15 protein-coding genes and 1 rRNA gene are annotated in these 16,186 nt (G+C 33.7%); 15 read left to right on the top strand and 1 reads right to left on the bottom strand.

All coding sequences use genetic code 11. From position 1 onward, the window contains the following. The 11 genes from B5X47_RS06315 to B5X47_RS06265 all read left to right on the top strand — a co-directional run bounded on the left by B5X47_RS06315 (nucleotide 1) and on the right by B5X47_RS06265 (nucleotide 9,440). Nucleotides 1-408, top strand: coding sequence for an OadG family protein (locus B5X47_RS06315; RefSeq protein WP_079589350.1), 408 nt, complete (start codon nucleotides 1-3; stop codon nucleotides 406-408). Between the two features lie 13 nt (nucleotides 409-421). Beyond that, nucleotides 422-811 carry a biotin/lipoyl-containing protein gene (locus B5X47_RS06310; RefSeq protein WP_079589349.1) on the top strand — a complete coding sequence of 130 codons (390 nt, stop codon included), beginning with the start codon at nucleotides 422-424 and terminating at the stop codon, nucleotides 809-811. 72 nt (nucleotides 812-883) lie between these two features. Then, nucleotides 884-2,095 carry a sodium ion-translocating decarboxylase subunit beta gene (locus B5X47_RS06305; protein WP_079589348.1) on the top strand — a complete coding sequence of 404 codons (1,212 nt, stop codon included), beginning with the start codon at nucleotides 884-886 and terminating at the stop codon, nucleotides 2,093-2,095. A gap of 73 nt (nucleotides 2,096-2,168) precedes the next feature. Continuing rightward, complete coding sequence (locus B5X47_RS06300; RefSeq protein ID WP_079589347.1) at nucleotides 2,169-3,122, top strand: biotin--[acetyl-CoA-carboxylase] ligase; 954 nt, start codon at nucleotides 2,169-2,171, stop codon at nucleotides 3,120-3,122. A 2-nt stretch (nucleotides 3,123-3,124) separates the two neighbouring features. After that, nucleotides 3,125-4,084, top strand: a complete 960-nt coding sequence (locus B5X47_RS06295; RefSeq protein WP_143215778.1) for a P1 family peptidase — start codon at nucleotides 3,125-3,127, stop codon at nucleotides 4,082-4,084. Between the two features lie 178 nt (nucleotides 4,085-4,262). Further along, nucleotides 4,263-4,847, top strand: coding sequence for an ECF transporter S component (locus B5X47_RS06290; protein WP_143215777.1), 585 nt, complete (start codon nucleotides 4,263-4,265; stop codon nucleotides 4,845-4,847). A 59-nt stretch (nucleotides 4,848-4,906) separates the two neighbouring features. Continuing rightward, entirely contained in the window at nucleotides 4,907-5,677 is a 771-nt protein-coding gene (locus B5X47_RS06285) for a type III pantothenate kinase (RefSeq protein WP_079589345.1), read from the top strand. After that, the gene (dusB, locus tag B5X47_RS06280) at nucleotides 5,678-6,646 is read left to right on the top strand and encodes a tRNA dihydrouridine synthase DusB (protein ID WP_079589344.1); all 969 of its coding nucleotides are present in this window, start codon (nucleotides 5,678-5,680) and stop codon (nucleotides 6,644-6,646) included. A gap of 57 nt (nucleotides 6,647-6,703) precedes the next feature. Further along, nucleotides 6,704-7,222 carry a transcription elongation factor GreA gene (gene greA, locus B5X47_RS06275; protein WP_079589343.1) on the top strand — a complete coding sequence of 173 codons (519 nt, stop codon included), beginning with the start codon at nucleotides 6,704-6,706 and terminating at the stop codon, nucleotides 7,220-7,222. Nucleotides 7,223-7,381: 159 nt separating this feature from the next. Continuing rightward, nucleotides 7,382-8,881 (top strand): lysine--tRNA ligase, encoded by a 1,500-nt coding sequence (gene lysS / locus B5X47_RS06270; protein WP_079589714.1) that lies wholly within the window; start codon nucleotides 7,382-7,384, stop codon nucleotides 8,879-8,881. Between the two features lie 277 nt (nucleotides 8,882-9,158). Beyond that, nucleotides 9,159-9,440: a hypothetical protein gene (locus B5X47_RS06265; protein ID WP_041487109.1), complete on the top strand. Its 282-nt coding sequence runs from the start codon at nucleotides 9,159-9,161 to the stop codon at nucleotides 9,438-9,440. Nucleotides 9,441-9,536: 96 nt separating this feature from the next. Here B5X47_RS06265 and B5X47_RS06260 read toward each other — a convergent pair whose 3' ends face one another. Beyond that, nucleotides 9,537-10,694 carry a pyridoxal phosphate-dependent aminotransferase gene (locus B5X47_RS06260; RefSeq protein WP_079589342.1) on the bottom strand — a complete coding sequence of 386 codons (1,158 nt, stop codon included), beginning with the start codon at nucleotides 10,692-10,694 and terminating at the stop codon, nucleotides 9,537-9,539. 155 nt (nucleotides 10,695-10,849) lie between these two features. Here B5X47_RS06260 and B5X47_RS06255 point away from each other — a divergent pair, with 155 nt between their 5' ends. The 4 genes from B5X47_RS06255 to B5X47_RS06240 form a co-directional block, all read left to right on the top strand. Beyond that, nucleotides 10,850-12,370: a cobyric acid synthase gene (locus B5X47_RS06255; RefSeq protein WP_079589341.1), complete on the top strand. Its 1,521-nt coding sequence runs from the start codon at nucleotides 10,850-10,852 to the stop codon at nucleotides 12,368-12,370. Between the two features lie 166 nt (nucleotides 12,371-12,536). Further along, nucleotides 12,537-14,885, top strand: coding sequence for an anaerobic ribonucleoside triphosphate reductase (locus B5X47_RS06250; protein ID WP_079589340.1), 2,349 nt, complete (start codon nucleotides 12,537-12,539; stop codon nucleotides 14,883-14,885). A gap of 31 nt (nucleotides 14,886-14,916) precedes the next feature. Then, nucleotides 14,917-15,429: an anaerobic ribonucleoside-triphosphate reductase activating protein gene (nrdG, locus tag B5X47_RS06245; RefSeq protein ID WP_079589339.1), complete on the top strand. Its 513-nt coding sequence runs from the start codon at nucleotides 14,917-14,919 to the stop codon at nucleotides 15,427-15,429. Nucleotides 15,430-15,703: 274 nt separating this feature from the next. Continuing rightward, nucleotides 15,704-16,186 (top strand): 16S ribosomal RNA (locus B5X47_RS06240); the annotation flags it as partial.

The raw sequence follows: 16,186 nt of genomic DNA, 5'->3' as shown, positions 1-16,186 counted from the left end.
ATGAATATAAATGAAATTTTAGACCAAATGTCCCACGATATAACTGCTCTTACATTTGGAGAAAAAATGCTTGGTGGATTAGCAGCAACTGCTTTATCTATGGCGATTGTATTTTTAGTTCTAGTTTTATTAATTGGGATAATAAAAGCTATGGATAGTATGGTGAATCCAAAGTCTAAGCAAGAAAATGAAGAAAATAATGAATTTGATAATATTCAAAGCTATGAGCAAGAGCAAGAACCTAGCGAAGATATATCTGAGCTAATAGCAGTAATTTCAGCTGCAGTTGCTTGCTCTATGGGTGTAAGTGAAAGTAAAATTAGAGTTGTAAATATAAATAGAGTGGGAAATGATAGTCCTACTTGGGCAAAAAATGGAAGATTAGAACAATTACAAAATAGATTATAATCGGAGGTCGACAATGAAAAAATTTAATATAACAGTTAATGGTAATCAGTATGAGGTTGAAGTAGAAGAAATTAAAGATTCAAGTACAAGTGCTCCTAGAATTCAGCATCAAGCACCTGTAGCTGCTCCTCAGCCTTCAGCTCCTACAGCACCAAAGGTAGAAGCTAAAAAGCCAGTAGTTACAAACGGAGCAGGAAGTGTAAAAGCTCCTATGCCAGGAACTATTAACGATATAAAGGTTACTGAAGGACAAGCAGTTAAAGCTGGAGAAGTGCTAGTTATTCTTGAAGCGATGAAAATGGAAAATGAAATAATGTCTCCTGCTGATGGCATAGTAAAGCAAATTGCTGTTGCTAAGGGAGCATCTGTTAGTTCAGGAGATGTTCTAGTAGTAGTACAGTAGTAAAAGCTATAAAGGTCAACTACACAAACATGACGTTTTGAGTATCTGACTTAAACAGAAAGGAGATACCTTATGATTCAAGTTATATTAGAATTTATTAATTCTACTGGAATAGCTCATATATCTTTAGGTCAGCTAGGAATGATAATAGTGTCTTGTATATTATTTTATCTAGCAATTGCAAAAGGATTTGAGCCTTTATTGTTAATTCCTATAGCTTTTGGAATGTTGCTTGCAAATCTTCCATTAGCAGGAATAATGGCTTCACCAGAAACTCTATTATACATAGATCCAATTGAAAGCATGGAGCAGGCTCAAAAAGCTCAAGAAGGTATTTTTTCAGCTCATATGAAGACGAATTTACCTGGAGGGCTTATATATTATCTTTCAATGGGTAACAAGCTAGGAATCTTTCCACCTCTAATATTTATGGGTGTTGGAGCTATGACGGATTTTGCACCACTTATTGCAAATCCTAAATCTCTACTTTTAGGAGCAGCTGCTCAGTTTGGTATATTTTTTACTTTCTTTGGAGCAATTGCTCTTGGCTTTACTGCACAAGAAGCTGCTTCAATAGGTATAATAGGTGGAGCTGATGGACCCACAGCAATATTTCTAACTACTAAGTTAGCACCTCATCTGCTAGGGCCTATCGCTGTTGCTGCATATTCTTATATGGCTTTGGTGCCTGTAATTCAGCCGCCTATCATGAAGGCGCTTACAACTGAAGATGAAAGAAAAATAGTTATGAAGCAGCTTCGAACTGTAAGTAAAAAAGAAAAAATAATTTTTCCAATAGTAGTTACAATCGTAGTGTCTTTAATATTACCTCCAGCCGCAACCTTAATTGGTATGTTGATGCTAGGAAACTTATTTAAAGAGTCTGGATTGACAGAAAGACTTAGTAAGACAGCTAGCAATGAATTAATCAATATCATTACTATTCTACTTGGAATATCTGTTGGAGCGACAGCAAATGCTGAACAATTCCTTACCCTTCAAACTATTCAGATAATAGTACTTGGAGTTATTGCGTTTGGAGTAGGTTCAGCCTCTGGTGTAATTCTTGCTAAAATTCTCAACAAATTTTCAAAAGATCCAATTAATCCACTGATTGGTTCAGCAGGAGTATCTGCCGTACCTATGGCAGCCAGAGTTTCGAACAAAGTAGGACAGGAATCAAATCCAGCAAATTTCCTATTGATGCATGCTATGGGACCTAACGTAGCTGGTGTTATTGGTTCTGCTGTAGCAGCAGGTGTATTACTTAGTTTATTTAATTAATTAAAGCAGCCTTAGGGCTGCTTTTCTGCTAAAATAAAGTAATAAGTGAATTGATATTGTGAGGAGAATCATTATGAATAAAACTATAATACAGATGCTAATAGATTCGGATAGTGAATATGTCTCTGGCCAAAATATTTCAGATAAACTTGGAATCACAAGAGCTGCAGTATGGAAAAGAATATCTAAATTAAAAGAACTTGGATTTGAAATTGAGTCCGTAACTAAAAAAGGTTATAAACTAATTTCATATCCAGATATATTAAACAAAGAGCTTATTGAAATAGGAATGAAATCAGATTTTATAGGGCATAGTGTTGAAGTTTTAGAGAGCGTTGACTCAACAAATGACTATGCAAAGAAAAAAGCAAAAGAATTAGTAGACGGCAGTGTTATTATATCTCTAGAGCAAGTAAAGGGTAAAGGAAGAAGAGGTAGAAGCTTTCACTCTGGAAAAGGGGATGGAATATACCTATCAATTATACTTAAGCCTGGTTTTGAACCTACTAAAGCCCCTTTTATAACCAGTATAGCTGGAGCAGCACTTGTAAATACATTTAATAAATTCAATATACAGACTAAAATAAAATGGCCAAATGATGTGTTAATAAACGGCAAAAAGGTTGCTGGTATACTTACTGAAATGTCAGCTGACATGGAGTTTATAGAATATATAGTACTTGGAGTAGGAATAAATGTCAGCGGCTTAGAATTTCCAAGCGAGCTTAAAAATATAGCAACCTCTCTTAAATTAGAGGGATATGATGTGAAAAAGTTAAGTATAATTTGGCAGTTTATATATGAATTTGAGCTTCTGTATAATTTATACTTAAATGAAAATACCAGTGAAGTAGTGAATATATTAAGAAACAATTCAAGCGTACTTGGAAAGCAAATAAATGTACATTATATGAATCAAATTGAAAGTGCTATAGCTGTTGATATTAATAATCAAGGAGCGCTTATTATCAAGACTCAAGAGGGTGAAGTAAAAGAGTTAAGCTCAGGAGAAATTTCTATACGATAGGGGTGATTACTATAAAAACAACTGTAAAAGGAATTAAAATTGGAAATCTACAAGATGAACAGGCTCTCACTGGGGTGACAGTAATTCTATGTGAAAATGGAGCTACTGCAGGAGTTGATGTAAGAGGAAGTGCACCTGGAACTAGAGAAACGGATTTACTTGATCCAGTAAACACAGTTGATAAGGTCCACGCTGTTGTACTTTCAGGAGGTTCGGCTTTTGGATTAGCTGCAGCAACTGGTGTTATGAAATATCTAGAAGAAAGAGAAATTGGATTTGATGTAGGAGTAACAAAGGTTCCGATTGTTTGCCAAGCAGTTTTATTTGATCTTTTGCTAGGTGATTATAAAGTAAGACCAGATGAAGTTATGGGATATAAAGCTTGTGAAAATGCGGGTGAGGATTTTGAGATAGGGAATTATGGAGCAGGGACTGGAGCGAGTATAGGCAAGATAAACTCTATGGAGTTTGCAATGAAATCTGGCCTTGGGTATAGTGAGTTTGTTCACGAATCAGGACTGGTTGTAGGAGCTTTGGTTGCAGTAAACGCTTTTGGAGATATTATAAAAGATGGGAAAATTATAGCTGGAGCTTTAAATAAAGACAAAGCTTCCTTTGCCAATACATCTAAATTAATGACAAGCTCTCTTTTGCAAAGAGGCTTTGATAATACAAACACAACTATAGGAGCAATTATAACTAATGCTAAGCTTTCAAAAGCCCAGTGTAAGAAAGTTTCTCAGGTGGCTCACAACGGATATGCAAGAGCTATATCTCCGATACACACCACTTTAGATGGAGATACAATTTTTGCTTTAGCAACTGGAGAAATCGAAACAAGTATCGATGTGGTTGCAAATTTGGCGAGTGAAGTAATGCAAGAAGCAATATACAGCGGTGTCAAAAGCTCAAAATCTGTTTTAGGCTTAAAAAGCTTCAATGATCTTTCTGATGAAAAGTAAAATAAGTATCTAAAAAAATAATTTGAAAAATTATACAAAAACTATGGAAATTGGGTATAAATTAGCATATAATATTTATTTGTAAGTCAGTATTTATTCATATAAAACTGAACTTTGTGTATTAACATTATTTTATTAGTCCGGCATCCATGAAGGAGCTGGAACGGAGGTGGACAAATTGATAGAAACAAAGAAGTCCTTTACAGTAAGGCATATGGCAGTAACAGGCATGCTTGGAGCTATTTCAGTTGTACTAGGGATGACTCCACTGGGGTTTATTCCAGTAGGCCCAACAAACGCAACTATAATGCATATTCCTGTAATAATAGGAGCAATAGTTGAAGGCCCTATAGTAGGAATGCTTGTAGGACTTATATTTGGGATTTTCTCACTTATAAGAAGTATTACAGCACCTACACCTATTTCATTTGTATTTTGGAACCCCCTTGTATCTATTCTTCCTAGAATTTTAATAGGACTTGCTTCATACTATATTTACAAGTTTTTTTCAAAAACTACAAAGAATGAAGCTGTTTCGATTGGAATTACAGGAGCACTTGGAACTTTAGTAAATACACTAGGTGTGCTGGGTATGGTATATGCACTATATGCAGAAAAATTTGTATCAGCACTTGGACTATCTGGCCAAAACGCATTCAAAGTTATAAGTGGTATAGGAATAACAAATGGTCTTCCTGAAATGTTTGTTGCAATGCTAATAGTAACTGCAGCAGTAAAAGCTATAAAAAAGGTAAGACGATAATAATTTGACTATGATAGGGAAGCCAATGGCTTCCCTTAAAATATACTTAGAGGTGAATTATGCTACTAGTATTTGATGTTGGAAATACGAATATGGTTTTAGGAGTTTACAAAGATAAGGAACTTATATGTAACTTTAGAATTGGAACAGATAAGTCAAAAACTTCAGATGAATATGGCGTAATAATAAGGCAATTATTTGATTATGAAGGTATATCCTTGAAAAATATTGAAGATGTTATTATCTCCTCAGTTGTTCCAGAGGTTATGCATTCCCTTGAAAACTTTTCATTCAAGTACTGTGCAAAAGAGCCAATTATCGTAGGTCCTGGAGTGAAAACAGGAATTAACATTAAATATGAAAATCCACAGCAAGTTGGTGCAGATAGAATAGTAAATGCTGTAGCTGGTTATGAAAAATATGGTGGGCCTCTTATACTTATAGATTTCGGAACGGCTACGACATTTTGCGCAGTTTCTCAAAAAGGAGAATACCTAGGAGGAGCTATATCGCCAGGAATAAAAATTTCAAGTGAGGCACTTTTTCAAAGAGCATCAAAGCTTCATAAAGTTGAAATAGCTAAGCCTAAAGGTGCTATAGGCAAAAATACTACATGGGCAATGCAATCAGGAATAGTTTTCGGATATGCAGGGCTAGTAGATAATATAGTTTCTATGATGAAAGAAGAACTTGGAAGTGATGATGTAAATGTTGTTGCTACAGGTGGCCTTGCTCCTTTGATATGCGCAGAGACAAAAACTGTAAAAATTGTCGATAAGTTTCTTACATTAGAAGGACTTAGGATAATTTATGAAAGGAATAGAATGTAATTGAGAATTGGGAACTTTGAAACACCAGGAAATGTATTTTTAGCTCCTATGGCTGGAGTGACAGATTTGCCATTTAGACTTATATGTAAGCAGTTTGAAGCATCCTTGCTCTATACGGAGATGATAAATGCAAAAGCAGTTTGCTATGAAGACAAAAATACCTTTGATATGTTACTTGTAGAGGATGAGGAAAAACCAGTTGCTGTTCAAATATTTGGAAGTGAGCCAGGTTTTATGGCAGAAGCTGCAAGAACATTAACCGAGCTTAATAGATTTGAAATTATAGATATAAATATGGGATGCCCGGCTCCTAAAGTTGTAAAAGCAGGAGATGGCTCAGCTCTTATGAAAGACCCAAAGCTAGCATATGAAATAGTAAATAAAGTAAAAGCAGCTACTAATCTTCCTGTCACAGTTAAATTTAGAAAGGGATGGGACGAACAAAGCATTAATGCGTTAGAATTTGGAAAGCTAATGCAAGAGGCTGGAGCAGATGCTGTAACTCTTCATGGAAGAACAAGAGAGCAATATTACAGTGGGACTGCTGACTGGGAAATAATAAAAGAATTAAAAGAGAAACTTACAATTCCCGTGATTGCAAATGGTGATATAACATCGTTTGAAGCAGCGGAGCGAATACTCGATATAACTAAAGCAGATGCACTTATGATAGGCAGAGGGGCCCAAGGAAACCCATTTATTTTTAAGGAAGTAAATGATTATATGGAATCAGCAATTTTACCAAAGGAAATAAGTCCTAAACTAAAGATAGATACAGCTATAAGCCATTATAAGCTTGCACTAAAATATAAAACACAGCATAAAGCTGTTACAGAAATGAGAAAACACCTTGGTTGGTACTTGAAAGGTTTAAAAAATAGCGCCAGAATAAAAGACCATATAAATAAAATGTATGAGCCATCAGACGTTATTAATGCATTAACTGAATATGCTCAATCCTTGACATAGTTAAATTCATACTATATAATCATTCGCATATATAATAGAAAATATGCTCTTTGAGCCATGATAAAAAGGAGAGATTTAGAAGTGGACAACCAAAAAAAAGAAATACTTTTAACAGAAGAAGGATTTAAGAAGATAGAGGATGAACTAGAGCTTTTAAAGACTGTTAGAAGAAAAGAAGTAGCAGAAAGAATCAAGGTAGCCATTTCGTTTGGTGATATTTCTGAAAACTCTGAGTACGATGAGGCTAAGAATGAGCAGGCTCAATTAGAGGAAAGAATATTAAAACTTGAAAATATACTTAGAGTAGCTGTTATAATCGATGAAAGCTCAATAGATACAAATCTTGTTACAGTAGGCTCAGTAGTTAAAATAGAGTTTAAGGATGCACTTACAGATGAAGTAGAAGAAGATGAGTACACAATAGTAGGCTCTGCAGAAGCAGACCCTTCTGAGTCTAAAATATCAAATGAATCACCTATAGGCAAAGCTCTTCTAGGAAAAGTAGTAGGAGATGAAATTGATGTTCAGGTTCCAGATGGAATATCTAAAATTAAAATTTTAGAAATAAGAAGGTAATAATAACAACAGGGTTATAAGAACCCCACCCATTAACGCAATAAAAATTGCTAATGGGTCCCGGGAACCTTTTTGTATTTACAATAAAAAGCTCATATAAAATTTATATGAGCTTTAATAATAAAAAAAACAGGAGGTAGTGTTATGTCTAATGATCAAATGAATTCTGAAACGCTAAGTTTGAACGAGATGCTTCAAATAAGAAGGGACAAACTGAAAAAGCTTCAAGAAGCTGGTAAAAACCCTTTTAAGATAGAGAAATACATAAAGACGCATCACAGCAAGCAAGTTAAGGACAACTTTGAAAAGTTAGAGGGAAACGAAGTTTCTCTTGCAGGAAGAATTATGAGTATGAGAGGGCATGGCAAGGCTTCTTTTATTGATATCCAAGATGAACAAGGAAGAATACAGGTTTATGTAAGACAAGATGCTATAGGTGATGACAGCTACACAGATTTTGTTACTTATGATATTGGAGACATTATTGGTGTAGAAGGTACAGTGTTCATGACCAATAAAGGGGAGCAATCAGTAAAAGCATCTAAGGTTGCATTACTTACTAAATCTCTTCAAATTTTACCTGAAAAATATCATGGATTAAAAGATCCTGATTTAAGATATAGGCAAAGATATGTGGATTTAATCGTAAATCCAGATGTAAAAGAGGCTTTCTTGATAAGAAGTAAAGCAATTAAGGCATTAAAAGAATATCTAGATGAAAGAGATTTCCTAGAAGTGGATACTCCTATATTATCTACTATAGCAGGAGGAGCAACTGCAAGACCTTTCATCACTCATCATAATACTCTAGATATTGATATGTATATGCGTATTGCAAATGAGCTATACTTAAAAAGACTTATTGTTGGTGGGTTTGAAAGAGTATATGAGCTAGGAAAAATGTTTAGAAATGAAGGTATGTCAATAAAGCACAACCCTGAGTATACAGCTATAGAGGTATATCAGGCTTATGCTGATTATGAAGATATAATGAGACTTACTGAAGAAGCTGTAGCTTGCATGGCACAAAAATCACTTGGAACTACAAAAATAAATTATCAAGGCACAGAAATCGATCTTACTCCTCCTTGGAGAAGACTTAGTATGATTGATGCAATAAAAGAATTTAAAGGTATAGACTTTAATGAAATTCAAACAGATGAAGAAGCCATTAAAGTTGCAAAGGAAAATCACATTGAAATTACTCCAGTTATGAATAGAGGATTTGTTATAGCTGCTATGTTTGAAGAGTTCTGTGAAGAGCATTTAATTCAGCCTACATTTATAACTCATCATCCAGTTGAGGTTTCTCCGCTATCTAAGAGAAATCCAGATGACCCAAGACTTACAAATAGATTCGAGGCATTTGTGAACACTTGGGAAATTGCAAATGCTTTCTCAGAGCTAAATGATCCTATTGACCAAAGAGAAAGATTTATGGATCAATTGAAGCAAAGAGAGCTAGGAGACGATGAAGCTTATATGCTTGATGAAGACTTCTTAAATGCAATAGAAGTAGGACTTCCACCAACAGGCGGTCTTGGAATAGGTATTGATAGAGTTATAATGTTACTTACTAACTCTTCATCTATCAGAGATGTAATACTTTTCCCTACAATGAAGCCTATAAAAGAAGAAAAGAATGACACTAAAGAATAAAACTAAAAAAATATATACCAAATATTATGAACTAATCTAAAAAAAGGCCTAAAAGAATATGAATTTTATTCTTTTTAGGCCTTTTTTCATTTTACGATAAATCTCTGACAAAATAGTAAATATTATTTAATTTAACTTATGTTATTCTGGGACCTTTGATTCATTTTAATTTTTTTTTCAAAAAAAAGAAGGATTTTTTGAATTGCTGAAGAAATCTAGCTTAGAGGGTCATCGATTATATCAAACTAAGTAGTTACCATGGATGGGAGTGATAGAGGTGAATATAGTTGTAAGTTGGATTTGCGTTTTTTGTTTTTCAATAATCTGTGCAAATTGTTTAAAATTGCTATATGTCTCATTTTTTTACGAAAGCAATCCTAAAAAATCAAGAAGAGCAACTAGAACTTCGCATCATCACGCTATGCCAGAAGCTACTAGAGAATATTCTTATCAAGCAACAAGAAATAGCAATTATGTTTCTGGAGCAGTAGCTATGAAAGAAGATATAAGATATAATTCCTATGAGCAATATAGAAGGAATCATAAAATAGCTAGATAAATATCATATTTACATAAAATGCACCTACCATATTAAAAAGAAATAAAGTAAGTGCATAATTATAAATTGTATTAAATAACTAATTCTATTATAGGATTAGTTATTTTCAATTATGAAGCTTTTTATAGCATTCAGTCCTTTTTTGATAACTTCTAAATCAGCAGCATAAGACATTCTTAAATAACCCTCAACTCCAAAAGCGATAGATGGAACTAAAGCTAAATTGTACTTTTCAAGTAGCTCTTCGCATAGTTTCATAGAATCCAAGTGGTTCTCAATTTTAAAAAATAAATAAAACCCACCAAGCGGCTCTATAAATGAGATTTTAGGAATGCTTGATATAAAGTCTAGAACATAATTTCTTCTGACTTTAAATTCCTCTACCATTTTTTCAATATCATCCAATCCTTCGCATAATGCACCTAAAGCAGCATACTGAGAAATAAGTGAAGGATGAGAAGTAATATGGCCCTGAATTGATGCTATTTTGTCAGCAATTTCCTTTCTTGATGCGGTATAGCCAACTCTAAGGCCTGTCATAGCACATGACTTAGAAAAGCCATTTACAACTATAGTTATGTTTTTTATAGCCTCTGATATGCTTGCTATTGATATGGGTCTAACATCATAATATATTCTTTCGTATATTTCATCAGATATTATTAATATGTTATTTTGTAAACAAACTTCAGCGATTTCTTCTAGTTCCTCTTTTGAATAAATACTTCCTGTAGGATTACAGGGGTTGCTAAATAAAATAGCTTTGACTTTTGGATTAATATAAGAGCTTAAATCATTAGCTGTGATTTTAAATTCATTTTCGACTTTAGTTTCTATTATAATAGGAGTGACACCAGCAATCTTTGCTATTTCAATATAACTTACCCAGTATGGAGAAGGTATTATTATTTCATCGCCGACATCACAGGTTGCAAGTATACTATTATAAATAGGCTGCTTTGCACCTGTAGAAATTATTATTTCATCAAGGCTGTAGTTAAGAAAATTTTCATTTAGAAGTTTTTTTGAAACCTCATCTCTAAGCTTTTCTAGGCCTCTTACGTTATCGTATTTTGTTTTATTTTCTCTTAAAGCGATTTCTACATATTTCTTTGCAGCGCTGGGAATAGGAAAATCAGGCTCACCAATACTCAGGTCTATAATATCAAAACCACTTTTCTTTAATTCATTAACTTTCTGACTTATGGCAATAGTTTTCGAAGGGCAAATTTCGGATGCACGTCTTGAAATCATGGTATCTCTCCTTGGAATTTTATAGTATTATAGCATTTTATCATATTATAATGCTTGCTTGAATAACATTAAAAATAATTATATACTATAAAAAGATAATATCTTATTGCAATAAAAGTGCAATAACAAAATGTGAAGATATTTAGGGGGAAACTATGAAAAAATCAATTATGTTTCAAGGTACAGCTTCAGGCGTTGGAAAGAGTCTTATAAATACAGCATTTTGCAGGATATTTACGGAAGATGGATATAATGTTGCTCCGTTTAAATCTCAAAATATGGCTTTAAATTCATTTATAACAGCTGATGGGAAAGAAATGGGAAGAGCTCAAGTGGTTCAAGCTGAGGCTGCAAATAAAAAACCTGATGTAAGAATGAACCCTATCTTATTAAAGCCAACTACTGATAGAAAATCTCAGGTCATAGTAATGGGAAAAGTAAAAGATAATCTTGATGCTGTTACCTATCATAAAGAAAAAAATAGCCTTAGAGAAGTTGTTGAGTCTACTTATACTGAGCTACTAGATGAAAATGACATCATTGTAATAGAAGGAGCGGGAAGTCCAGCAGAGATTAATCTTAGGGAAAATGATTTTGTAAATATGGGTATGGCAAAAATAGCTAAAAGCCCGGTAGTAATAGTTGGGGATATAGATAGAGGTGGAGTTTTTGCATCTCTTTATGGAACGATAATGCTTTTGACTCCTGAAGAAAGAGCTTATGTAAAAGGAGTAATAATCAATAAATTCAGGGGAGATATAGAAATATTAAAGCCTGGGCTGGATATGCTTGAAGAGCTTATAGGAGTTCCTGTTTTAGGCGTGGTTCCATATACAAATTTAAATATAGAAGATGAAGATTCACTTACTGATAAATTTAGAATTAAAGAAAAGAAAAATAAAGCTATTTCTGTAAATGTAATAAGATTACCTCATATATCTAATTTTACAGATTTTGATATTTTTGAGACTTTTGATGATGTTCAGCTTACATATATAGATGGACTAACTTCTCTAGATGATTCTGACCTTATAATTATTCCAGGGACGAAGAACACCATCGAGGATTTAATATTTCTAAGAGAGAGTGGACTAGAAAAGCAAATAATTAAAGCGCATAAAAATAATATCCCGATCATTGGAATCTGTGGTGGATACCAGATGCTTGGAACAAAAATCAAAGATCCTGATGGAGTAGAATGTGGAATTGAAGAAATTGCAGGAATGTCTTTGATTGATCTTGAGACAATTTTCGAGGATGAAAAGGTTACTTCTCAGGTCTCAGCAAAGATAGAGTTTGATGTTGAAAACAGTATATTTAGTGGAATCAAAGGAACCAATATAAAAGGCTATGAAATACACTGTGGAAGAAGTATCAATGAAACAGGAGCGATAAAAATCTTAGAAAAGCATGGAGAGCTAGCCGATTATAAAGAAGGTAGTATAAATATAAAAGGGAATGTATTTGGAACCTACATTCACGGTATATTTGACTCTATGGAGTTTACTAAAAAAATACTTTCAAACATAAGAAAAGCTAGAGGGCTTGAAAGTAAACAAGAAGAGTTTTCTACCTACGAAGAATTTAAGGAAAACGAATATAAAAAATTAGCAGCTCATGTAAGAGCGCATGTAGATACAAAGAAAATTTATGAAATAATGGAAAAAGGAATTTAGGGCAGAATATGCTCTTTTTTCTTTGAATAGGATAAAAAATCAAGTTTATTTGTTAAATTATGGGTTTGACTTGCTATTTTTATTTTGGTAATCTTATTAATGGATATACTACATATTGTGGACATGGTACTAAAGAACCACAATATAATGTGGAAAGGGGATAGTTATGATTGACAAAGTGAAAAAACGAGACGGCAGGCTTATTCCATTTAATCCAGAAAAAATAACAAGAGCAATTTTTCTGGCTGCATCCGAAGTAGCAAATAAAGAAGGCATTACAGCAGATTACCAAATAGCTTCAGAACTGACAGAAGAAGTAAGAAAGCTTCTTAATAGAAAATTTGCTGGGAAAATTCCTTCTGTTGAAGATATTCAAGATGCTGTAATTAAGGTTTTGATTGAGACAGGGCATGCTAAAACCTCTGAAACTTACATATTATATAGAGCAGAGCGAAGTAGAATAAGAAATTCTCGTTCTAGGCTCATGAAAACAATTGAAGATATAACATTTTTGGATGCAAATGAATCTGATATAAAAAGAGAAAATGCAAATATAAATGGAAACACTGCAATGGGTACTATGCTTCAATATGGAAGTGCTGTATCTAAAGAGTTCTGTAAAGATTTTATAATAAAAAATGAACATTCGATGGCTCATGACAATGGAGAAATTCATATCCACGATATGGACTTTTTGAATATGGGAACGTTGACATGTTGTCAAATAGACTTAAAAAAAGTTTTTTCAGGAGGATTTTCAACAGGTCATGGTTTTTTAAGAGAGCCTCAAGATATCATGAGCTATGCAGCCTTAGCAGCGATTGCTATCCAGTCTAACCAGAATGATCAGCATGGAGGTCAATCTATTCCTAATTTCGATTATGCTCTTTCAGAAGGGGTTAAAAAAACATTTAGAAAACTATACGCAGAAAATTTTTATAAGGCATTATATATGGTTTTAGGAAATGTTTTTGAGAGAAAAGCTATAATAGATAGTATTTTAAAAATAACTGATGAAACTGGTTCAGCAAAAATATCAGTCTCTGATGAAGAAAAAAATATAGAGGCTCAAAAAATATCTAAAGTATACTCTATAGATTTTGAACAAGTTAGAAAATTACAAGCTTTTGTTTATGATGAAACATTATTTGAAACGGACAGAAAAACTTATCAGGCAATGGAAGCTTTTATTCATAATTTAAATACAATGCATTCAAGAGCAGGAGCACAAGTTCCTTTTTCAAGTGTCAATTTTGGTACAGACATATCAGAAGAAGGAAGAATGATTTCAAAAAACTTAATGCTTTCACAAGAAAAGGGATTGGGTAATGGAGAAACTCCTATTTTCCCTATACTTATATTCAAAGTAAAAGAAGGCATCAACTTAAATAAAGAAGATAAAAACTATGATTTATTTAGACTTGCTATGAGAGTATCCTCAAAGAGACTGTTTCCAAACTTCAGTTTCCTTGACGCTCCTTTTAACATCAAATATTATCAACCTGATAAACCAGAAACAGAAGTTGTGTATATGGGTTGCAGAACGAGAGTAATGGGGAATGTCTGCGGAGAAGAGCAAGCTATGGGTAGAGGAAATCTTTCGTTTACGACACTTAACCTGCCAAGGCTAGGGATAAAGTATGGAATAAAAACTTCAGATAGAAACAAAGCAGATTTAGAGGGATTCTTTGCCGAGCTAGATGAGAAAATTAACTTAATTGGAGAACAGCTTTTAGAAAGATTTGAAATACAAGCTAGCAAAAAAGTCAAAAACTTCCCGTTTTTAATGGGACAAGGTATTTGGAAGGGTTCTGAAAATCTGGGATGGGATGATGAACTTAGAGATATAATAAAAGAAGGCACTCTTACAATGGGATTCATCGGTCTTGCTGAATGCTTAATTGCGCTTACAGGCAAGCATCATGGAGAAGATGAAAGCTCTAGAGCATTAGGAGAAAAGATAATTAGACATATTAGAAATAAAATGGATGAAATGAGTGAAGCTCATAAGCTTAACTATTCCTTGATAGCAACTCCAGCTGAAGGTCTTTCAGGAAGATTTACACGTATAGATAGAAAGCTATTTGGAGAAATTGAAGGAGTAACTGATAAAGATTACTACACTAATTCATTCCATGTGCCAGTTTATTACAAGCTTAGTGCATATGAAAAAATTCAAATAGAAGCACCTTACCATGAACTTACAAATGCTGGGCATATTAGCTATATAGAATTAGATGGCAATCCATCTTCTAATTTAGATGCATTTGAAACTATAATTAGAGCTATGAAAGATGCAGGAATTGGCTATGGAAGTATAAATCACCCATTAGATAGAGATCCTGTGTGTGGATATAATGGTGTTATAGGAGATACCTGTCCTTCATGTGGAAGAGAAGAAGGCGATGTTCCTTTTGAAAGAATCAGAAGAATAACTGGATATTTAGTAGGAACTTTAGATAGATTTAATGATGCTAAAAAATCTGAAGTTAATGATAGAGTTAAGCATATATAAAAAGCTTAAAAACTAAGAAGGATTGTTTAAAATGATAAAAATATGTGGAATTGAAAAAGAGAGTATAGTAGATGGAACAGGTCTAAGATATGTTGTATTTGCTCAAGGGTGTCCGCATAAATGCGTAGGTTGTCATAACCCTGAATCCCATTGTTTTGATTCGGGTAAGTATAAAATGATAGATGAAATACTAAATGATATTAAACGAAATCCTTTGCTTAAGGGAGTTACTTTTTCTGGAGGAGAGCCATTTGAACAAGCTAACTCCTTCATAAAGCTTTCAAATGAAATTAAAGCTTTTAATAAAGAAAGAGGCTTAAATTTAGATATTTGGTGCTTCACAGGATACAAAGCAGAAGAAATTGTCAATTCAAAAGATAAAGCTAAGCTTGAATTACTGAAATCTGTAGATATATTAGTAGATGGAAAATTTGATTTGAATTTAAGAACCATAGAAAAGCCATTTGTAGGGTCTTCTAATCAAAGAATTATTGATATCAATAAAAGTAATTTCAATAACTTCGTATTATGGAATGATTTATAAATTTAATCAAAAAAAGAACAATCTGAGATTAGGTTGTTCTTTTTTAAAAAAAATAAAAGAAAAGGTATTGCTTTTTTTTTTAGAGCATGATATATTAATACATGTCCTCAACGAGAGGATGAAACAAATGTCTTCGACAAGAAGACAAAAGGTTAAAAACAGATGAACTTTGAAAACTGGATAGTAAACCATAAAAAGTTTTTAATTTCGATTAAAAACCACACCATTTATGAACAACAACCAAGTCAGTAAATTTTTACTGAGACTAAGGATTATATTTGAGAGTTTGATCCTGGCTCAGGATGAACGCTGGCGGCGTGCTTAACACATGCAAGTCGAGCGGGCAATTTATCTAGCACTGATTACTTCAAATGGCTATCGCCAGTGTAATCATGAGTTTCTACCTTTAATAAGGAAAAAAAAGAAATTCATGTACGCAAATAGTGATAATACATTTTAGTGGAGTGATGAGTGCTGGATAAATTGCTAGCGGCGGACGGGTGCGTAACACGTGGGTAACCTGCCCCTATCACTGGGATAACACACTGAAAAGTGTGCTAATACCAGATAACATAAGCTTTTGGCATCATTAGCTTATCAAAGAATTTCGGATAGGGATGGGCCCGCGTCTGATTAGCTAGTTGGTGAGGTAACGGCTCACCAAGGCAACGATCAGTAGCCGACCTGAGAGGGTGATCGGCCACACTGGAACTGAGACACGGTCCAGACTCCTACGGGAGGCAGCAGTGGGGAATAT

This window comes from Acetoanaerobium noterae, from assembly GCF_900168025.1.
Lineage (GTDB): Bacteria > Bacillota > Clostridia > Peptostreptococcales > Filifactoraceae > Acetoanaerobium > Acetoanaerobium noterae.
Note: the sequence above shows the minus strand (reverse complement) of the source record. Positions and strands in the feature narration are given on the sequence as shown.